Below are 18,899 nucleotides of genomic sequence, written 5' to 3'. Positions count from 1 at the left end.
GATCAGCTGTCGAGCTCGCGAGCGACGGCGCGGACCACCTCGGAGATGCGCTGAGCGATCTTGCGGTCCGGGTACTTGCCCTTGCGGAGTTCCGGCTGCACCGTCGCTTCGAGCAGCGTGATCATGTCCTCGACCATGCCGTGCAGTTCGTCGGGTGTGTGCTTGCGCTCGACGGGCTCGCGGCGGGTGCTGCCGCTGTTCTGGCGAATCGACGGGGCAGGCTCGAGAACCTTCAGGCTCAGTGCCTGCGGGCCACGACGGCCCGCGGCCATGCCGAATTCGACGCGCTGGCCGGCTTTGAGGCCGTCGACGCCTTCGGGCAGCGCTGACGAACGCACGTACACGTCCTCGCCTTCCTCCTGCGAGAGGAATCCGAATCCCTTGTCGACGTCGTACCACTTCACCTTGCCGGTCGGCACTGAGCTCACCCGTTCATCTGTTGCTGTCGTTGGTTTCGTATCCGCACGCCCGATGTCGGGACCCTGCGGTGTGCACAAGTTTCGCGCCCCACGAAAACGCAGGACGCGAATACGCCAGTCTAGCGCGCAGGCCCCGAATAGGGCATTCCGGTTTTTCGCACGACGCAACGCCGCGCACTACCGTGGTGGTGTGGACTCATCAACTCGCAAGCGAAGTACTGCACTGCTGCGCATCGCGCTGGTGCTGTTCGCGATCGGCCTCGTTGCCATCGTCGCGATCCTGTTCTTCCCGGTCTTCTCCGACGCCAAGCCGCCACTGGGCCTGTACCTGACGGCGATGTTCTCGGCACCCGCCGGATTCGTGCTCGCTCTGGTGTACGCGCTGCTCTCCGGCCGACGGGCGCGATAGATCATGCGACTGCTCCTGAACGTCATCTGGCTCGTGTTCGGTGGACTGTGGCTCGCACTCGGCTACTTCTTCGCGGGACTCCTGCTGTGCATCCTGATCGTGACCATTCCGTTCGGGATCGCGTCGTTCCGCATCGGCGTCTACGCCCTGTGGCCGTTCGGGTCGACGATCGTCGACAAGCCCGGCGCGGGTTCGGGTGCCCTCGTGGGCAACGTGCTGTGGCTCGTCCTCGCCGGGTGGTGGCTGGCGCTGACACACGTCGTCACGGCGATCGCGATGGCCATCACGATCATCGGTATTCCGCTCGCGATCGCGAACCTCAAGTTGATTCCGGTCTCGCTGATGCCGCTGGGAAAAGACATCGTTGCGGTTCGGTGACCTTTCGAGGCCCCTTCGTGTGATGTGACTTCCGTCACATCACGCTTCGGTAACAGACCGGCAACAGCACGGGGTCGATCACCGAGAACAGCCACTAGCTGGGCCTATTCGAGCGACCGGAATCAGACCGTCGGGACGGTCGCTGACACACGAAAAAATCGACAGTTACCAAATAGTGACGTAACCCGGGAATTTCAGTACGGTCAGCAGCGGCCGGAAAGTTCGGCCGAATTCCGGCCCGCAGCGCCAAACCTCGTCCCGCGGGAACCGGAACAACCCTCGACGATCACCCAGGGGACGAGGACGGGGGACCCACGTCCTCCACGGACAACCGGGAACTTGTAGCGACTCACGAAGCCGCACCGAGTTCCCTTGGGGTGAAGCCCAATTGCTCATCCGATATGGAAGAGCAAGAAGGCCGGGCTACCTCTCAGCCCGAACCCGACAGCTGACCTCGCAGGCGCGTGTGGAGAGGATTTCAACTCGTATGAGCGGACGTCATCGCAAGCCGAGCACCACTGGCAAGACCGTCGCAAAGGTCGCCGTCACCGGTGCCATCATGGGCACCGCGGGCATCGCCTTCACCGGTACCGCCAACGCGGCACCGGATTCCGACTGGGATCGCCTTGCACAGTGTGAAGCAGGCGGCAACTGGGGCATCAACACCGGCAACGGCTTCCAGGGCGGATTGCAGTTCTCCCCCAGCACCTGGAACGCACACGGTGGACAGCAGTACGCGGCAACGGCCAACCAGGCCAGCCGTGAAGAGCAGATCGCAGTCGCCGAGAAGGTCCTCGACTCGCAGGGCTGGGGCGCATGGCCCTCCTGCTCCTCGAGCCTCGGTCTGAGCAGCGCACCCACCGAGCGCAGCGTTCCGGCCACCCCCAAGGCCCCGGAAGTTCCCGCCCTCCCCGATCTGACGTCGATCCCGTCGATCGATGCGTCGGCCGAGGTCGTCAACGGCATCGTCACCGCCGTCCAGAACATCACCAACGATCCCCAGATCGCGTCGTTCGTCCAGAACGCCGCTCAGGGCATCCAGCTCGATCCGCAGGTCGTCAGCTTCTACCAGGCGAACAAGGCGTTCCTGCCCCAGTAGCAAGAACCGCCGCTATACGAGAAAAGCCCCCGACATCGCGAAGATGTCGGGGGCTTTCTCGTTTTCGGGTGCCGTTGTCAGCGATTGACGACGGTCACCGGATGGGCGTAGGGCAGGTCTTCGACGGGCAGCGGGAACTCGGTGTCCTCACCGAAGGGCGACAAGCCACCCGATCGAGCGGACGAGAGTTCGGTCACCGCGTGGTCACCGCGAGCGGTTTCCGGCCAGCCTGGATCGACATAGGGCTTCTTCGACTTGTTCACCATGGGCCCATTTTGACACCTGCCCTGCGGCGAGCACCAGCCCAGGTCTCTAATCTGATAGACGATGACCGACACGACTGCGCCCCGACACACCGACATGCCTCCCGATCTGCCTCAGTGGATCGCAGCTCGCACCGACGCGGAGCTGATCAAGGCCATGTCGTTGCGTCCGGATCTGACTGCGCCGCCGCCTGCCTCGCTGGCCGTGCTGGCCGGCCGGGCCGAGCAACGCCGGTCGATCCTGCACACTGCGGACACCCTCGACACCCTGGCCCTGACCGTGCTCGAGATCCTGGCCATCGAAGAGGCCTACGAGCGTCCGGTCACCAGGGCCACGCTGCTGTCCGTCATTGCCAAGCGCGCCCCGGCCAAAGCCGTGGACAAAGCGCTGTCCCAACTGCGCGAACGCTTTCTCGTCTGGGGCGACGCCGCCGGGTTCCGGATCAGCGCAACCGCTGCGGACGCCGTGCCGTGGCGCATCGGCCGCGCACTCGACCCGGTGGACACCCTCACCGAAACCCACATCACCACAGCGCTGGCCGCACTCGAAGACGGCGAACGCAATCTTCTCGACACCCTGGCCAGGTCTTCGCCCACCGGCCGTACCCGAGACGCCGCACCGGGCACCCCACCCGATCGGCCCGTGCAGAAACTGCTCGCCGCAGGCCTGCTGATCTGGTTGGACGAGCAAACCGTCGAACTCCCCGCCCAGGTCGGACAGATATTGCGCGGCGAGCCCATGACGGATCCCCGCTCACTCGCCGAACCGAAGCTGACGACCACTGCACATGCGCTCGCCGACGTCGACGCTGCCGCGGCGGGCGAGGCACTGGAGCTCGGGCGGCACTGTGTGGCCATCATCGAGGCGCTGTCCGCGTCACCGGCTCCCGCCCTCAAGGCCGGCGGGCTCGGAGTGCGCGAGCTGCGCAAGATCACCAAGGCCACCGGACTCGACGACGACCGCGTGAGCATCCTCGTCGAACTGCTCGCCGCCGCCCATCTGATCTCCAGCGGAACCCCGGACCCTGTCCCCTCCGCCGACACCGGCGACGACTACTGGGCACCGACGCCCGCCGTCGACGCGTGGCTCGCTGCCGCCCCGGCCGCCCGCTGGCACACTCTCGCCTCCGCCTGGCTCGAGACGCCGCGAGCCCCGTGGGTGATCGGCATGCGTGACCCCAACGACAAGCCCATCGCTGCGTTGTCCGACGAAGTCCGCTCGCCTGCCGCGCCCCGCGACCGTCGCATGATCCTGGAGCTGCTCGCCGAGCTCGGCAGTGGACACGCCGCGACACCCACCGACCTCACCCGCACACTGACGTGGCGTCGACCCCGGTGGTCCGGACGGTTCGGCGTGACACCCGTCGGGCACGTGATCGCCGAGGCGACCGCGCTGGGAGTGGTCGCGCGCGGCGCGATGTCGACGCCGGGACGCTCGCTGCTGCACGACGGTAATGCCGAGGCCGACATGCGCGCGGCACTCCCCGAGCCGATCGACTACGTGTTGGTGCAGGCCGACCTGACGCTGGTGGCACCGGGACCGCTCGAACCGGATCTGCAGGATCGGATCGCGCTCGTCGCCGACGTCGAGTCGGCGGGTGCCGCGACGATGTATCGCATCAGCGACACGAGCCTGCGCCGGGCCCTCGACGTGGGCCTGACGGCCTCGGAGTTGCATTCGTTGTTCGCGACCCATTCCCGCACTCCGGTTCCGCAGGCCCTGACGTATCTGATCGACGACGTGGCCAGGCGTCACGGCCGGCTACGCGCCGGCGTGGCCGCGTCGTTCGTCCGGTGCGAGGATCCGGCGTTGCTCGCCGAGGTGATGGCCTCTGCGGCCGCCGAGTCGCTGGCCCTGCGCGCCCTCGCCCCGACCGTCGCGATCTCCCAGGCACCGCTGGCCGAGGTGCTGTCGGTACTCGCCGGGGCCGGATTCGCGCCCGCGGGTGAAGACTCGTCCGGCACCATCGTCGATCTTCGAGCCCGCGGCTCCCGGGTGTCGGCGCGGCGTCCGCGCCAGACCTTCCGTACCCCGGCCGTTCCCACCGACGAGCAGCTCGGGTCGTTGGTACGCGGAATGCGAGCCGCCGACCGCGCTGCGGGCAACGGCGGTGCGGTGGTGCGCGCCGACGGATCTCGCGCGAGCAGCACCGCGACGATGACGCTGCTGCAGACAGCAGCGAAGGTCAAGCGCAGCGTCAGCATCGGGTACGTCGACGCACAGGGCGTCGCGACCCACCGCATCGTCGATCCGATCAGCATCGGCGGCGGTCAACTCGACGCATTCGACCCCGCCACCGGGGGCGTGAGGCGGTTCACTCTGCACCGCATCACCTCCGTCGCCTTGGTGGACTGAGTCACTGCTCACGTGCACGCGGGCCCCTACCTGTGGACAATGGAGAAGTTGCGCTCTTTCGGGCGCAGCAGAAGTCTCTAGGAGGAACCGTGACCGACGGCCCGCTGATCGTCCAGTCCGACAAAACGCTGTTGCTCGAGGTCGATCACGAACTCGCGGGCGCAGCGCGGGCGGCGATCGCACCGTTCGCCGAGCTCGAACGTGCGCCCGAGCACGTGCACACCTACCGCATCACCCCGCTGGCGCTGTGGAACGCGCGCGCTGCCGGTCACGATGCCGAGCAGGTGGTCGACGCGTTGGTCAACTTCTCGCGCTATGCGGTACCGCAGCCGTTGCTGGTCGACATCGTCGACACGATGGCCCGATACGGCCGGTTGCAGTTGGTCAAGAGCCCGGTCCACGGTCTGGTGCTGATCAGCCTGGACCGCGCCGTGCTCACCGAAGTGATGCGGCACAAGAAGATTGCGCCCATGCTCGGCGCGATGGTGGACGAGGACACGGTCATCGTGCATCCGAGCGAACGCGGCCACGTGAAGCAGATGTTGCTCAAGATCGGCTGGCCCGCCGAGGACCTCGCCGGCTACGTCGACGGCGAAGCGCACCCGATCGAGCTCGATACCGAGGGTGGCAAGTGGACGCTGCGCGACTACCAGGAGATGGCCGCGGATTCGTTCTGGGCCGGCGGCTCCGGCGTCGTCGTGCTGCCGTGTGGTGCGGGTAAGACCATGGTCGGTGCGGCGGCGATGGCCAGAGCCAAGGCCACCACGCTGATCCTGGTCACCAACACCGTCGCCGGCAGGCAGTGGAAGCGCGAGCTCATCGCTCGCACGTCGCTCACCGAGGAGGAAATCGGCGAGTATTCGGGCGAGCGCAAAGAGATCCGCCCTGTGACAATCGCCACGTACCAGGTCATCACCCGTCGAACCAAGGGTGAGTACAAGCACCTGGAGCTGTTCGATTCCCGCGACTGGGGATTGGTGATCTACGACGAGGTACACCTGCTTCCCGCACCGGTGTTCCGCATGACAGCCGACCTGCAGTCACGGCGTCGACTCGGCTTGACGGCCACGCTCGTCCGCGAGGACGGACGCGAGGGCGACGTCTTCTCGCTGATCGGCCCGAAGCGCTACGACGCGCCCTGGAAGGACATCGAGGCGCAGGGGTGGATCGCACCGGCCGAGTGCATCGAGGTGCGCGTCACCCTCACCGACGCCGAGCGCATGTCGTACGCGGTCGCCGAACCCGAGGAGCGCTACAAGCTCTGCTCGACGGCGCACACCAAGATCGCCGTCGTGAAATCGATCCTTGCCAAACACCAGGACGCTCCGACGTTGGTGATCGGCGCGTACCTCGATCAGCTGAACGAACTCGGTGAAGCCCTGAACGCGCCGGTGATCCAGGGCTCGACCAAGAACAAGGAACGCGAGGTGCTGTTCGACGCCTTCCGCAAGGGTGAGATCCAGACTCTGGTGGTGAGCAAGGTGGCGAACTTCTCGATCGACCTTCCCGAAGCGTCGGTGGCAGTCCAGGTTTCGGGAACGTTCGGCTCCCGACAGGAAGAAGCCCAGCGACTGGGCCGATTGCTTCGGCCGAAACACGACGGTGGTCAGGCGCACTTCTACTCGGTGGTCTCGCGCGATACCCTCGACGCCGAATACGCCGCGCATCGGCAGCGGTTCCTCGCCGAACAGGGATACGCGTACCGCATCACCGACGCCGACGACCTGCTCGGCCCGGCAATCTGACGCTTCGTGTCGGGATCGGCGGCATGCTAGGAATAGCAGTGTGCGCCGATTCGAGTTCCCTGTAGACGTAGCCCACGCGAAGTCGGTCAACGAGACGTTCACCGAACTTCGCCGGCTGCGGATGTCCGCGGCGCTCACGGCAGCGGTCCTGCTGGCACTGGGGATCTGGTTCTTCTGGATCGCGACGCCGTGGTCGTACATCCTCGGCGGCGTGTTCTGCATCGGGGCGGCGACGTCCCTGTGGGTCATGGTGTGGGCACCGAAGAAGATGGGGTCCATCGAATCGCTCTACACCCGGGGCGATCTGGTTCCGGCGGTGGTGGCCGAGACGATGCCGAGCGGCGCGACGTTGCTGTCGCTGGTCGATGTCGCGAAACCAGGAGTCGACGAGCCGCACTACGTCCTGATCACGCGCGTCGTCCGTGCGCTGCCCGGCCACGCCGTCGAACGCGGTGCCGAGGTGCCTGCGGTGTCGGTGCTCGCCGATCGCGGCCGTAACACCGGTGGACGCACCTGGCAGCTGGTGTCGGCGATGCCGATCGCCTGGGGCACCACCGACGCGGCCGTCCTGGCGCGCGCCGCCGCCGAGATCACCGAGGGCGAATGGGCACTGCTGCACGCCAACATCGGACTGTCGGAGAAGGTACGCAAGGCCAAGAACCAGCAGCTGCTCGTGGACCCCGCCGATCTACCCGAGGACCTGACGCGGCCTACCGAAGAGCCGGGAGTGGAGCCTGCGGAACGACCTACCGAAGAGCCGGGATGACCTCGCGCTCGAAGAGTTCGATGCCGGAGCGGTCGTAGGCGGCTTCCGGGAAGTAGAAGATTCCGTACGTCATGCCCTGCTGCTGCAGTTCGGTGAGGTTCTCGACGATCTGCTCGGGTGTTCCGACGGCGGGCATTCCGCGGTATGCGCCCAATGCCTCGTGTGCCTTCTCGGCTCCGACGTGTTCGGTCAGTCGAGCTTCGAGAGCGCGTAGCCGCTCCTGCACCTCGGCCTCCGTGGAGCCGATGGCCACGTTGTAGTTGGCCGAGCGGACGATGGCGTCGAAGTCCGTGCCGACGGTTGCGCAATGATCGCGCAGCAGAGCCGATTTGGCGGCGAAACCGGTAGGGGTTCCATCGAAGTTGGTGTAGTTCGCGTATTTCGCTGCGATCTTCAGTGTCACTTTTTCGCCGCCACCGGCGATCCACAGTGGGATGCCGCCCTCCTGCAGGGGCAGTGGGCGCACCACGGCACCGTCGATCTCGTAGTGCTTGCCGTCGAGATACACCTCGCCGGTGGTCCACGCTTGTTTGAAGATCTGTACGCCCTCGTCGAGGCGGCCCAATCGTTCACCGGCAGAGGGAAATCCGTAGCCGTAGGCGCGGAACTCGTGCTCGTGCCAACCGCCGCCGATACCCATCTCGACCCGACCGCCGGAGATGATGTCCACTGTCGCAGCAACTTTCGCCAGATAGGCGGGGTTGCGGTAGGACATCGCCGTGCACATCTGACCCAGTCGGATACGCGAGGTGGACGCGGCCAATGCGGACATCAGCGACCAGGCCTCGTGCGTCGCCTCGTCCGTCGCGACAGGAACGGTGTGGAAGTGGTCGTAGACCCACAGCGATTCCCACGGTCCGGCTTCGGCGGCAACGGCATGCTCGCGCAGCACACTCCACTGCTGGGCCGGATCGATCCCGACCAGATCCAGCCGCCAACCCTGAGGCACGAACATTCCGAATCGCATGACAGGCACAGTACAGACGCAGGTCCGACGCTCGCGCCGACTGTGTGAACTACGCTGCAGGAATGTCCGAGATGTTGCCGTCGCGCACAGTGACCCGGTTGCGCCCGTTCGCATCGACCATTTTCGCCGAGATGACCGCACTCGCGGTGGCGAAGAACGCCGTCAATCTGGGGCAGGGATTCCCGGACACGGACGGACCGTCGGCCATGCTCGAGGCCGCGCGAGACGCCATCGCGAACGGCCTCAACCAGTACTCCCCCGGCCCGGGCATGCCGGTCCTGCGCGCCGCCATCTCCGACGACCGGCTCGCCCGGTTCGGACTTCGGTACGACCCCGATTCGCAGATTCTCGTCACCGTGGGTGCCACCGAGGCCATCTCGGCGACGCTGCTCGGCTTGATCGAGGCGGGCGACGACGTGCTGTTGATCGAGCCGTTCTACGACTCCTATGCGGCCGCTGTGGCGTTGGCCGGAGCCACTCGCACGGCCGTACCCCTGGTCACCGACGGCAACGGATGGACCGTCGACACCGACGCCCTCGAACGGGCCGTGAGCCCACGAACGCGCATGCTGATCGTCAACTCGCCGCACAATCCCACCGGCACCGTGTTCGATCGCGAGACGATGATCCGTATCTCCGAGATCGCGATCGCCCACGACCTGCTCGTGCTCACCGACGAGGTGTACGAGCATCTGATCTTCGACGACGGTGTGCACACCCCGATCGCGACGCTGCCGGGCATGTTCGAGCGAACCGTCACCGTGTCCAGTGCCGCGAAGACGTTCAACGCCACCGGCTGGAAGACCGGGTGGGCGCTCGGACCGAAAGAGCTGATCGATGCGGTGCGCGCCGCCAAGCAGTTCATGAGCTTCGTCGGCGGTACCCCGTTCCAGCCCGCCGTCGCGTACGCACTCGGTCACGAGCAGGCGTGGATCGCCGCCATGCGCGACGGTCTGCAGCACAAGCGAGACACGCTGTCCGCGGCGTTGACCGAGGCGGGTGCGGACGTCAAGCACAGTGCCGGAACGTATTTCGTGTGCGCCGATATCGCGCCGATCGGCCGCGGTGATGCGTACGAGTTCTGCCGCAGCCTGCCCGATCTCGTGGGCGTCGCCGCGGTACCGGTGACTGCGTTCGTCGACGAGCCCGCGCCGTGGAATTCGTTGGTGCGATTCGCTTTCTGCAAGCAGGACCACGTACTCGCCGATGCCGCCGAGAGGTTACGGCGATTGTGACTGCGCAACCGACGATTCCGGCGTACTTCGTCAGGCAAGCCGTCGACCTCGCGGCCAACGGCGGAGTGGACCTGACGTACCCGTTGTCGATGGCCGGGATCGGAACCACCATTCTCGACGACCCGGCGGAGCGGCTCACCACCCGACAGGTCACCGCGTTCACCCAGGCCGTCTGGGCGATGACCGGCGACGAACTCTTCGGACTCGCCGCAGTTCCCGTGCGGCGCGGCAGTTTTCGGGTGGTGTGTCAGACGTTGATACACACGGAAAATCTGTGGGCAGCGCTGATTCGAATGTCCGAGACCATGCGCGTGCTCATTCCGGTGAAACCGATGACGCTGGATCGAACCGAGCAGTCGACGGTTCTGACGGTGCACGTCGAAGCCACGACCGATCTCAGCCCCGAAGCGAACGAGCTCGCCGAACGATTGCTGACCGACTTCCTGTTGATTCTGCTACATCGGTTCGCGGCGTGGCTGATCGGTAACCGGGTCAAACTCCTGTCGGTTCAGTTGCCCTATGCACTGCCCGGGCCCGAGGCCGGGAAGATGTACGACACCATATTCGGAACTCATGTGCAGTTCGGATCCGACCGCGCCGCACTGGAATTCGACACCGCGCTCATGCGCGCCCCGATAGTGCAGACCGAGGCCACACTGGCCGAGTACCTCGCGGAGTCACCCAACCTGCTGTTCTCGTCGAGGGACTACGACAGCACTGCGTCGAGTCAGGTCCGAAGGGCCCTGGAGACCGGATTCAGAGGCGGTACGCCGGCTACCGAAGAGATTGCGGCCATGCTCAACATCAGCCCGCCGCATCTGCGCCGCGTCCTTCGCCAGGAAGGCACCTCCATCAATCAGCTCCGCGAGGAGGTTCTGCGCGACGCGGCCATCTCGGGGTTGAGCCGCGGCGACAGCGTGGACGACATCTCGGCCCGCCTGGGCTTCTCCGAACCGAGCGCATTCCGCCGGGCCTTCAAGCGCTGGACCGGGCAAACTCCCGGCGCGTATCGATAGAGCCGGCGCGATCAGCTGACGCAGAACTCGTTGCCCTCGGGATCGGTCATGGTGATCCAGGTGCTGGGCCCTTGCTGCCCGCGATGCAGTAACGACGCGCCTCGACCTTCGAGTTCGGTCACCACCGCCTCGCGTCCGTCACCGACGCGAACGTCGAGATGGAGTCGGTTCTTCACGGACTTCGATTCGGGTACCGCCTGAAACAGCACCCGCGGGGTGCCCGGAGATTCCGGATCGGTGATGCCCTGGCCTGCTCGCCACACCAGAACGCCGTCGAACACGGTTGTGTCCTCCTCTCGGGCGTGGCCTGCCGCAACCATCTCGCGAATGAACTCCTCGTTGCTGGGTTCGACCTGCCAGCCGAGAGTCTGTGCCCACCATGCCGCGAGCGCATGCGGGTCGACGCTGTCCACGACGACCTGAATTCGGTAACCCATGCGAGAACGATACCGCCGGGAGCTGGTAATGGGAACACCTGTTCGATACAGTCGAGTCATGTCGCTCGCGATGCAAGGTTCGCTGTTCGGTGACGACGACGGTGGCGTCGGGTCGCTGCAGTCCGTCACCCGCCGCGAGCTGACGCTCGGTGCCTGGGTCGATGTGCGGCCGGGCTGGTTGTCCGACAGCGACCTTTTCGATTCGCTGGTCACCGACGTCGACTGGCGCGCCGAACGCAGGCAGATGTACGACCGCGTGGTCGATGTGCCGCGCCTGGTTCGGTACTACGCCGAGCGGGAGCACTGGCCGCATGCGGCACTGTACGAGGCCCGCGATGCACTGGACGACCACTACCGAAGCGAGCTCGGAGAGTCGTTCGCCACCGCGGGACTGTGTTACTACCGCGACGGGTCCGACAGCGTCGCCTGGCACGGCGACAACATCGGCCGCAGCGCCACCGAGGACACGATGGTGGCGATCGTATCGCTCGGTGCGACAAGACAACTCATGCTCCGTCCCCGCGGCGGCGGGACCTCTCTGAAATTCACCCTCGGTCACGGCGACCTGGTGGTGATGGGCGGGTCCTGTCAACGGACCTGGGAGCATGCAATTCCCAAATCGACCCGCGCGGTCGGCCCACGCATCAGCGTGCAATTTCGACCGCGCGGGGTTCGGTAACGCACGACGCGTCAGCGCGCGGCGTTCGAGGCCCGACGCGTCTCGACGGCCGCCGCGAGAGTGGCCAATTGCGTTGCCGTCGTGTCCCAGTCGAGGCATGCATCGGTGATGGACTGGCCGTACACGAGCTCGTCGCGGTGGCCGAGCTCGAGGTCCTGACGCCCCGCGACGAGGAAGCTCTCGAGCATCAGCCCGACAGTTCCGTGCTCGCCGGCCGCGACCCTGGCGGCCACGTCGGTGACGACGTCCACCTGCTTGTTGTGATCCTTGCGGCTGTTGCCGTGGCTGGCATCGATGACGACTCGCTCCGGCAGACCCGACTTACGCAGGCGAGCAACGGTATCGGCCACGGACTCGGCGTCGTAGTTCGGTCCGTCGACGCCGCCGCGCAGGATGACATGGCAATCGGGGTTTCCGACGGTCCTGATCAAAGCCGCCTTGCCGTCGAGATCGGTTCCGGGGAAGACGTGGCTCGCCGCGGCGGCGCGGGTTCCGTCCACGGCGACCTGGATGTCACCTTCGGTCGAGTTCTTGATGCCGACCGGCATCGACAAGGCGCTGCACAGCTGCCGGTGCACCTGGCTGGCTGCGGTCCGTGCTCCGATGGCACCGTAGCTGACCAGGTCCGCAATGTACTGCGGGGTGATCGGGTCGAGGAATTCGCAGCCGACGGGCAGGCCGAGCGCCGAGATGTCCAGCAGCAGCTGGCGTCCCACTCGAAGACCTTCGTTGATATCGAAGCTGCCGTCGAGGTGCGGATCGTTGATCAGACCCTTCCAGCCGAGCGTCGTCCGCGGCTTCTCGAAGTAGACCCGCATGACGATGTGCAGTCGATCGCCCAGCTCGGCTGCCGTGGCGGCGAGGCGTCGGGCGTAATCGAGGGCAGCGTCGGTGTCGTGCACCGAACACGGGCCGACCACGACGATCAGTCGGTCGTCACGGCCGTCGAGAATGTCGACGACACCGGAGCGTCCGGTACGAACACTCGCCGAGATCGCGTCGTCCACCGCGTGCTCGCGGCGTACGACCGACGGAGCGACCAGCGGACTGATGCTGATCGTGCGCTGATCGTCGAGTGACGGGGTGTCGAGGGAGAGCGTCATGAGAGGGTTTCCTGTTCCCAGGCCGGCTCCGCATGCTCCGCGCGCACTTCGAGCCGGTCTGTATCCGGCTCGTGGGGTGGAGGGTCAGCGCATGGCGTCGCTGGCTGACCCACCCGGGGCCGGCCTGCTAAACCAGAAATACGTGCGCTGCATGAAGAGCACCGTAACAGACTCTCCCGCGATGCATCTATGCTCGTCCCTGCAGTCGGTTCGCCAGGTGGTCATGAGGAGCCCCGAAGTTCACCTCGGCGTCGAGCGGTGCGTGCAGTCACGGCGCATCGCGAGAGGGAACCCGGTGAGAATCCGGGACTGTCCCGCAGCGGTATGCAGGAACGACCACCGTCATCACGCACTGAAGAAGCCTCTTCGGGAAGCGACGGCCAGTAGGAGTGGGCTCTTCGTCCGCGCGCCTGCAAGTCCGAATACCTGCCCTCTGTGCTGTGCACGCCGTGTGCAGCGGTTCACCGCCTCGTGGAATGGGCGCGTAACCCTGGTATGGCTGTGGTCAGGGCTCACCGGGATCTGCGCGCCCGTGAAGACGGTGCACCACCCACGTGTAGTCACCCTGGAGATCAACTGTGAACAACGATTTCACCGCCACCGTGCTCGGTTCGGCTCGCATCGGACCCAACCGAGAACTGAAGAAAGCCGTCGAATCCTATTGGGCCGGAAAGATCGACGCCGAGGCCCTCGAATCGGTCGCGAAGAATCTTCGCGAGAACGATTGGCACACACTCGCAGCCAGGCTCGATTCCGTTCCGGTGAACACCTTTTCGTACTACGACCAAATGCTCGACACTGCGGCCCTCCTCGGAGCGTTGCCACCGCGAGTCGAGGCGGTCGAAGGTGAACTCGATCGGTACTTCGCCGCCGCCCGCGGCACCGAGACCATCGTCCCGCTCGAAATGACCAAATGGTTCGACACCAATTACCACTACCTCGTGCCCGAGATCTCGCCGGAGACCACGTTCTCCCTGCACCCGGACAAGGTGCTCGGCGAGGTGAACGAGGCTCGTGCACTGGGGATCCCGGCACGTCCGGTGATCATCGGACCGGTCACCTTCCTGTTGCTGTCCAAGTCCGTCGGCTCCTCCGATTCGCTGCTGGGACGGGTGGACGAACTGATACCGCTCTACGACCGTCTGCTCGAACTCCTCGCCGCAGCCGGAGCCGAGTGGGTCCAGATCGACGAACCGGCGCTGGTGCGCGATCTCGACGACGAGACCGTCGCAGCGGCGACCCGATGCTTCGAGCAACTCGCAGCCTCGCAGACCCGCCCGGCCATTCTGCTGGCGTCCTACTTCGGCGACCTGGGCGACGCGCTGCCCGCAGTGGCGTCCACCGGGATCGAGGGCCTGGCCGTCGATCTGACCGTTCCTGGTGTGGCCGAGCAACTTGCAGCTACTCGCGCTACCTCGACGATGCTCGTCGTGGCCGGCGTCGTCGACGGACGCAATGTCTGGCGCACCGATCTCGACGCCGCGCTCGAGACACTGTACGAGGTCGGCAGACATGCGCGCGCAGTGGCGGTGTCGTCGTCGTGCTCGCTGCTCCACGTTCCCTATTCGTTGGACGCCGAACCTCAGCTCGAACCGACACTGCGGTCGTGGCTGGCGTTCGGGAACGAGAAGATCACCGAGGTCTCGGTGCTCGCGCGCGCACTCCAGGGCGGAACAGCCGGGGAAACCGATCGATTCGTGTCGGACCGATTCGAGTCGGCCCGCGCGGCTCTGGATTCGCGGAGACACGATGCACGGTTGCACGATCCGGCAATCCGTACGCGCGTGACCAGCGCTGCCGGCCGTGACCGCAGCCCAGGAGACGTCCGCCGCATCGTGCAGTCCGAGCATCTCTCGCTCCCTGTTCTGCCGACGACGACCATCGGCTCCTTCCCACAGACGAGCACGATCCGCCGCGCGCGGGCGGCGCTGCGCAGCGGCACCGTCGACGAGGCGGAGTACGTGCGGCAGATGCGTGCGGAGATCGCCGATGTCGTTGCACTGCAGGAGCGTCTGGGGTTGGACGTGCTCGTCCACGGCGAGCCCGAACGAAACGACATGGTGCAGTACTTCGCCGAGCAACTCGACGGATTCGTCGTGACCGCCAACGGCTGGGTGCAGTCGTACGGGTCACGGTGCGTGCGACCACCGATCCTGTACGGCGACGTCTCGCGCCCGGCACCGATGACGGTGGAGTGGGCGACGTACGCGCAGTCACTGACCGACAAACCGGTCAAGGGCATGCTGACCGGCCCGGTGACCATTCTCGCGTGGTCGTTCGTCCGAGACGACATCCCGGCGGCCGAGTCGGCAGCTCAGATCGCCTCGGCGATTCGAGACGAGACGATCGACCTGGAGTCGGCGGGGATCCGCGTCGTCCAGGTGGACGAGCCCGCGCTCCGCGAACTGCTACCGCTGCGCTCGAAAGATACTGCAGCGTATCTGGATTGGGCCGTCCGCTCGTTTCGGATCGCGACGTCCGGCGTCGACGACGCGACACAGATCCACACGCACCTGTGCTATTCCGAGTTCGGTGAGGTCATCGACGCCATCGTCGCCCTGGACGCCGACGTGACGTCCATCGAGGCCGCACGCTCGCGCATGGAGGTGCTCGACGACCTCACTGCGGTCGGCTTCGCACTCGACGTGGGACCCGGTGTCTACGACATCCATTCGCCGCGAGTTCCGACGGTCGCCGAGATCACCGAGTCGCTCCGCGCAGCGGCCGAGGCAGTTCCCCTCGAACGGCTCTGGGTCAATCCGGACTGCGGACTGAAGACACGGGGCCCGGCCGAGGTCGAGCAGTCGTTGAGAAACATGGTGCTGGCCGCGGCAGCGCTGCGCTGACCCCATGTGAGCGGAACTTCGACCCCTGCTACGAAGTTCCGCTCACGTGGTCGCCAGGCTAGGGTTACCTATCCATGCCCGCTCGGTGAAAGAGATCGAAGTGAAACGTCTGCTCGTCGTCACTGCCCTCGTCGCAGTCGCAGCTCTGACCACCGTCGCGTGCGGCGACAGCGGCGGGCAGACACCGAGCACCGCCACCCCTCCCACCTCCAGCACCGACGCGGCATCGGACGCACCGGGCCCCACCGGCATTCCCGACGGCATGGGTTCGGGTGCCGCCGACGGCGAGTTCCCGCGCACCGTCGGGCATTTCGGCGGATCCACCGACATCCCCGCCGAGCCGAAGAAGATCGTGGTGATCGCCACCGGCCAGCTCGACGCCGCATTGACCCTGGGCGTGATCCCCACCGGTGCCGCCTACGGCGACGGAGCCGATCTGGTGCCCGACTACATCAGCTTCTCGTTCCCCCAGTACGCGGACCAACTGACGCAGATGGCAGATCTGGGCAACCGCCAGAGCGTCGACATCGAGGCCGTCGCCGCCGCCGAACCCGACCTCATCCTGGCCAACAAGACCGGCTCGGAAGACATCTACGCGACGCTGTCGGCCATCGCGCCGACCGTATTGACCGAGGGCACCGGCGTGAACTGGAAGCAGGACTTCCTTCTTCTCGCGGATGCACTGGGACGCACCGAGCAGGCGCAAGGGTTCCTGGACACATTCGCGTCCGACGCTCGCGCACTGGGTGATTCGGTCTCCAACGGCGGCGGATCCGGGGGCGCTCCGACGGTGTCGTTCGTCCGCTTCACCGCAGACCGGGCACGCGTGTTCGGCGTCGCGTCGTTCGCTGGATTCATCGCCTCGGACGCCGGTCTGGCGCGCCCGCCCAGCCAGCAATTCGACAAGACCTCGCAGGACTTCAGCGAGGAAGAGATCCAGTTGGCGAACGCCGATTGGGTATTCGTCTCCAGCCAGGACGCGGGAGCCGATTCGAACGCTGCGTCGTACACCACCAATCCATTGTGGACCGGGATGAGCGCGGCAACACAGAACCACATCGTGCGCGTCGACGACGACCCGTGGTACCTCAACGCCGGCCCCACGGCGGCGACCATCGTGCTCGACGGCCTGAGAAACGCTCTGCAGAGCTGACCCCCATGTGAGTGACACTTCGTAGCAGGCTACGAAGTTCCACTCACATCGGGCGGATAGGTTGCGCACAACTTAACCGTGCGCTACCGTTCTTCTCGTGACCAACGAACTCGCACTCGATCGTCAGGTGTGCTTCGCGCTGTACTCCGCTTCGCGGGCTACCACCGCGGTGTATCGCCCGATGCTCGACAAGTTGGGCGTCACGTACCCGCAGTACCTGGTTCTGCTGGTGCTGTGGGAGAAGGACGGGCGCGGCGTCAAGGACATCTGTGCCGAACTCGACCTCGACACCGGCACGCTCTCGCCGATGCTCAAGCGACTCGAAGGTCTCGGTTTCATCGAGCGTCGACGACTGAGCACCGACGAACGCCGCGTCGAGATCCACCTCACCGAGACCGGTAGCGCCATGCGCGCGAAGGCACTCGACCTCCCCCGCAAGCTGGCCGAGAAGACCGGCATGGGAGTCGACGATCTCGTCAGGCTCAAGGAATCGCTCGACGCATTGACGAGCGCTCTCCATCACACCGATTCGCGCACGACAGAAGGAGAATCATGAAGACCATCTACACCGCAGAGGCACTCGCCACCGGCGAAGGCCGTAACGGCCACGCCCGCACCTCCGACGGACGTCTCGACCTCGATCTCGCCATCCCGGAGGCCATGGGCGGCAGCGGAAACGGCACCAACCCCGAGCAGCTGTTCGCAGCCGGCTACGCCGCGTGCTTCCACTCCGCACTGCAGATGGTGGCGCGTCAGGACAAGGCCGACGTCACCGACTCGGCTGTCGGCGCTCGTGTCGACATCGGCCCCAACGACGCAGGCGGCTTCCAGCTCGCAGTCACCCTCGAGGTGACTCTGCCGAACCTGAGCCGCGAGAACGCCCAGGCCCTGGCCGACAAGGCCCATCAGGTCTGCCCGTACTCCAACGCCACCCGCGGCAACATCGACGTCACCGTCACCGTCACCGAAGACGAGTAAGAGGAAACACCATGAAGGCACACGAAATTCACCTCGCGTCCCGCCCAGAAGGCTGGCCGACCGAAGACAACTTTCGCGCGGAGGTCATCGACCTCCCCGAACTGCAGGACGGGCAGATCCTCGTTCGCAACATCGTGATGTCGGTCGATCCGTACATGCGTGGTCGGATGAACGACGTGAAGTCGTACGTCCCGCCGTTCCAGCTCGATGCGCCGCTCGACGGCGGTGCCGTCGGCGAGGTCGTCGAATCCAAGGCCGACGGTTTCGCAGTCGGCGACGCTGTTGTGCACGGCAAGGGATGGCGCGATCTCGCCATCGTCCCGGCACAGGGAGCCAGCAAGGTCGACCTCGGCGCAGCCAAGGCATCGGCATACCTGAGCGCACTCGGAATGACCGGCACCACAGCGTATGCGGGCCTGACGGCCGTGGCGTCGTTCCAGAAGGGCGACGTCGTGTTCGTCTCCGGCGCCGCCGGAGCCGTCGGCTCGCTCGTCGGACAGATCGCCAAGGCGCTCGGCGCATCTCGCGTCATCGGTAGCGCCGGATCCCCCGCCAAGGTTGCTCGCTTGCTCGAGCTCGGGTTCGACGCGGCATTCGACTACCACGACGGCCCTGTCGCCGAACAGCTCCGACAGGCAGCTCCCGACGGCATCGACGTGTACTTCGACAACGTCGGCGGTGACCATCTCGAAGCTGCTATCGGGTCGATGAACAAGCACGGCCGAATTGCCATGTGCGGAGCCATCGCTCAGTACAACTCGACCGAACCGACACCGGCCCCGCGCAACCTCGCCCTCGCCATCGGCAAGGAGCTGACGTTGAAGGGATTCATCGTCGGCTCGTACGCGCACCTCACCGAGGAATTCCGCGCGAAGATGACGGATTGGCTCGCCAGCGGCGCAATCGAATTCGACGAAACGATCGTCGAAGGCCTCGACAACGCTCCGGCAGCCTTCATCGGACTGATGAAGGGCGAGAACACCGGCAAGATGGTCGTCACCATCTAGGTCGGGCCGGCACGGCGCGTCACCGCAGTCCACACCCCGGTCG

19 protein-coding genes and 2 riboswitches are annotated in these 18,899 nt (G+C 65.8%); of the genes, 14 read left to right on the top strand and 5 right to left on the bottom strand.

All coding sequences use genetic code 11. The annotated features are described in order from the left end of the window. Nucleotides 1-2: 2 nt before the first annotated feature. Complete coding sequence (locus K414_RS0110445; RefSeq protein WP_167327283.1) at nucleotides 3-419, bottom strand: cold-shock protein; 417 nt, start codon at nucleotides 417-419, stop codon at nucleotides 3-5. 190 nt (nucleotides 420-609) lie between these two features. On the opposite strand from K414_RS0110445, the gene K414_RS0110440 reads away from it, so the two are divergent. The 3 genes from K414_RS0110440 to K414_RS0110430 all read left to right on the top strand — a co-directional run bounded on the left by K414_RS0110440 (nucleotide 610) and on the right by K414_RS0110430 (nucleotide 2,305). Continuing rightward, complete coding sequence (locus tag K414_RS0110440; RefSeq protein ID WP_027495896.1) at nucleotides 610-828, top strand: hypothetical protein; 219 nt, start codon at nucleotides 610-612, stop codon at nucleotides 826-828. A gap of 3 nt (nucleotides 829-831) precedes the next feature. Then, nucleotides 832-1,206, top strand: coding sequence for a YccF domain-containing protein (locus K414_RS0110435; RefSeq protein WP_027495895.1), 375 nt, complete (start codon nucleotides 832-834; stop codon nucleotides 1,204-1,206). Between the two features lie 270 nt (nucleotides 1,207-1,476). Continuing rightward, nucleotides 1,477-1,685: riboswitch (cyclic di-AMP (ydaO/yuaA leader) on the top strand. Nucleotides 1,686-1,693: 8 nt separating this feature from the next. Then, nucleotides 1,694-2,305, top strand: a complete 612-nt coding sequence (locus tag K414_RS0110430) for a transglycosylase family protein (protein ID WP_027495894.1) — start codon at nucleotides 1,694-1,696, stop codon at nucleotides 2,303-2,305. 77 nt (nucleotides 2,306-2,382) lie between these two features. On the opposite strand, the gene K414_RS0110425 is transcribed toward K414_RS0110430, so the two are convergent. Next, a complete protein-coding gene (locus K414_RS0110425) occupies nucleotides 2,383-2,571 on the bottom strand; it encodes a hypothetical protein (protein ID WP_008719333.1) in 189 nt (62 codons plus the stop codon). 61 nt (nucleotides 2,572-2,632) lie between these two features. On the opposite strand from K414_RS0110425, the gene K414_RS0110420 reads away from it, so the two are divergent. The 3 genes from K414_RS0110420 to K414_RS26620 all read left to right on the top strand — a co-directional run bounded on the left by K414_RS0110420 (nucleotide 2,633) and on the right by K414_RS26620 (nucleotide 7,435). Beyond that, the gene (locus K414_RS0110420) at nucleotides 2,633-4,924 is read left to right on the top strand and encodes a helicase-associated domain-containing protein (protein ID WP_027495893.1); all 2,292 of its coding nucleotides are present in this window, start codon (nucleotides 2,633-2,635) and stop codon (nucleotides 4,922-4,924) included. Nucleotides 4,925-5,013: 89 nt separating this feature from the next. Beyond that, nucleotides 5,014-6,669, top strand: coding sequence for a DNA repair helicase XPB (locus K414_RS0110415; RefSeq protein WP_027495892.1), 1,656 nt, complete (start codon nucleotides 5,014-5,016; stop codon nucleotides 6,667-6,669). Between the two features lie 40 nt (nucleotides 6,670-6,709). After that, nucleotides 6,710-7,435: a DUF3239 domain-containing protein gene (locus K414_RS26620; protein ID WP_169879424.1), complete on the top strand. Its 726-nt coding sequence runs from the start codon at nucleotides 6,710-6,712 to the stop codon at nucleotides 7,433-7,435. On the opposite strand, the gene K414_RS0110405 is transcribed toward K414_RS26620, so the two are convergent. Next, nucleotides 7,416-8,402 carry an LLM class F420-dependent oxidoreductase gene (locus K414_RS0110405; RefSeq protein WP_027495891.1) on the bottom strand — a complete coding sequence of 329 codons (987 nt, stop codon included), beginning with the start codon at nucleotides 8,400-8,402 and terminating at the stop codon, nucleotides 7,416-7,418. The two genes, K414_RS26620 and K414_RS0110405, sit on opposite strands and share 20 nt — an antisense overlap. 62 nt (nucleotides 8,403-8,464) lie before the next feature. Here K414_RS0110405 and K414_RS0110400 point away from each other — a divergent pair, with 62 nt between their 5' ends. Continuing rightward, complete coding sequence (locus K414_RS0110400) at nucleotides 8,465-9,637, top strand: pyridoxal phosphate-dependent aminotransferase (RefSeq protein ID WP_027495890.1); 1,173 nt, start codon at nucleotides 8,465-8,467, stop codon at nucleotides 9,635-9,637. Continuing rightward, nucleotides 9,634-10,653 (top strand): AraC family transcriptional regulator, encoded by a 1,020-nt coding sequence (locus tag K414_RS0110395; protein ID WP_027495889.1) that lies wholly within the window; start codon nucleotides 9,634-9,636, stop codon nucleotides 10,651-10,653. The genes K414_RS0110400 and K414_RS0110395 overlap by 4 nt, the downstream gene beginning before the upstream one ends. Nucleotides 10,654-10,664: 11 nt before the next feature. On the opposite strand, the gene K414_RS0110390 is transcribed toward K414_RS0110395, so the two are convergent. Then, nucleotides 10,665-11,090: a VOC family protein gene (locus K414_RS0110390; protein WP_027495888.1), complete on the bottom strand. Its 426-nt coding sequence runs from the start codon at nucleotides 11,088-11,090 to the stop codon at nucleotides 10,665-10,667. A 58-nt stretch (nucleotides 11,091-11,148) separates the two neighbouring features. Here K414_RS0110390 and K414_RS0110385 point away from each other — a divergent pair, with 58 nt between their 5' ends. Further along, nucleotides 11,149-11,769 carry an alpha-ketoglutarate-dependent dioxygenase AlkB gene (locus tag K414_RS0110385; protein ID WP_027495887.1) on the top strand — a complete coding sequence of 207 codons (621 nt, stop codon included), beginning with the start codon at nucleotides 11,149-11,151 and terminating at the stop codon, nucleotides 11,767-11,769. Between the two features lie 11 nt (nucleotides 11,770-11,780). On the opposite strand, the gene K414_RS0110380 is transcribed toward K414_RS0110385, so the two are convergent. Then, nucleotides 11,781-12,872, bottom strand: a complete 1,092-nt coding sequence (locus K414_RS0110380; protein ID WP_027495886.1) for a 3-deoxy-7-phosphoheptulonate synthase — start codon at nucleotides 12,870-12,872, stop codon at nucleotides 11,781-11,783. Nucleotides 12,873-13,111: 239 nt separating this feature from the next. After that, a riboswitch (cobalamin riboswitch) is annotated at nucleotides 13,112-13,321 on the top strand. Nucleotides 13,322-13,450: 129 nt separating this feature from the next. On the opposite strand from K414_RS0110380, the gene metE reads away from it, so the two are divergent. The 5 genes from metE to K414_RS0110350 all read left to right on the top strand — a co-directional run bounded on the left by metE (nucleotide 13,451) and on the right by K414_RS0110350 (nucleotide 18,856). Then, a complete protein-coding gene (gene metE / locus K414_RS0110370) occupies nucleotides 13,451-15,718 on the top strand; it encodes a 5-methyltetrahydropteroyltriglutamate--homocysteine S-methyltransferase (RefSeq protein ID WP_027495885.1) in 2,268 nt (755 codons plus the stop codon). A 100-nt stretch (nucleotides 15,719-15,818) separates the two neighbouring features. Next, entirely contained in the window at nucleotides 15,819-16,871 is a 1,053-nt protein-coding gene (locus K414_RS0110365; RefSeq protein ID WP_037219101.1) for an iron-siderophore ABC transporter substrate-binding protein, read from the top strand. A 97-nt stretch (nucleotides 16,872-16,968) separates the two neighbouring features. Next, on the top strand, nucleotides 16,969-17,427 hold the full coding sequence (locus tag K414_RS0110360; RefSeq protein WP_027495883.1) for a MarR family transcriptional regulator: 459 nt from the start codon (nucleotides 16,969-16,971) through the stop codon (nucleotides 17,425-17,427). Next, nucleotides 17,424-17,849 carry an organic hydroperoxide resistance protein gene (locus K414_RS0110355; protein WP_027495882.1) on the top strand — a complete coding sequence of 142 codons (426 nt, stop codon included), beginning with the start codon at nucleotides 17,424-17,426 and terminating at the stop codon, nucleotides 17,847-17,849. Before K414_RS0110360 ends, K414_RS0110355 begins: the two co-directional genes overlap by 4 nt. An 11-nt stretch (nucleotides 17,850-17,860) precedes the next feature. After that, nucleotides 17,861-18,856 carry an NADP-dependent oxidoreductase gene (locus K414_RS0110350; RefSeq protein WP_027495881.1) on the top strand — a complete coding sequence of 332 codons (996 nt, stop codon included), beginning with the start codon at nucleotides 17,861-17,863 and terminating at the stop codon, nucleotides 18,854-18,856. Nucleotides 18,857-18,899 lie beyond the last annotated feature (43 nt).

The organism is Rhodococcus sp. JG-3 (assembly GCF_000482405.1).
Taxonomy (GTDB): domain Bacteria; phylum Actinomycetota; class Actinomycetes; order Mycobacteriales; family Mycobacteriaceae; genus Rhodococcoides; species Rhodococcoides fascians.
Note: the sequence above shows the minus strand (reverse complement) of the source record. Positions and strands in the feature narration are given on the sequence as shown.

Excerpts from the sequence above, each read along its gene's own strand:
- K414_RS0110425 (WP_008719333.1), bottom strand. The coding sequence starts at position 2,571 with ATGGTGAACAAGTCGAAGAAGCCCTATGTCGATCCAGGCTGGCCGGAA.
- K414_RS0110380 (WP_027495886.1), bottom strand. The coding sequence starts at position 12,872 with ATGACGCTCTCCCTCGACACCCCGTCACTCGACGATCAGCGCACGATC.
- K414_RS0110435 (WP_027495895.1), top strand. The coding sequence starts at position 832 with ATGCGACTGCTCCTGAACGTCATCTGGCTCGTGTTCGGTGGACTGTGG.
- K414_RS0110420 (WP_027495893.1), top strand. The coding sequence starts at position 2,633 with ATGACCGACACGACTGCGCCCCGACACACCGACATGCCTCCCGATCTG.
- K414_RS0110355 (WP_027495882.1), top strand. The coding sequence starts at position 17,424 with ATGAAGACCATCTACACCGCAGAGGCACTCGCCACCGGCGAAGGCCGT.
- K414_RS0110405 (WP_027495891.1), bottom strand. The coding sequence starts at position 8,402 with ATGCGATTCGGAATGTTCGTGCCTCAGGGTTGGCGGCTGGATCTGGTC.
- K414_RS0110350 (WP_027495881.1), top strand. The coding sequence starts at position 17,861 with ATGAAGGCACACGAAATTCACCTCGCGTCCCGCCCAGAAGGCTGGCCG.
- K414_RS0110390 (WP_027495888.1), bottom strand. The coding sequence starts at position 11,090 with ATGGGTTACCGAATTCAGGTCGTCGTGGACAGCGTCGACCCGCATGCG.
- K414_RS0110430 (WP_027495894.1), top strand. The coding sequence starts at position 1,694 with ATGAGCGGACGTCATCGCAAGCCGAGCACCACTGGCAAGACCGTCGCA.
- K414_RS0110385 (WP_027495887.1), top strand. The coding sequence starts at position 11,149 with ATGTCGCTCGCGATGCAAGGTTCGCTGTTCGGTGACGACGACGGTGGC.
- K414_RS0110400 (WP_027495890.1), top strand. The coding sequence starts at position 8,465 with ATGTCCGAGATGTTGCCGTCGCGCACAGTGACCCGGTTGCGCCCGTTC.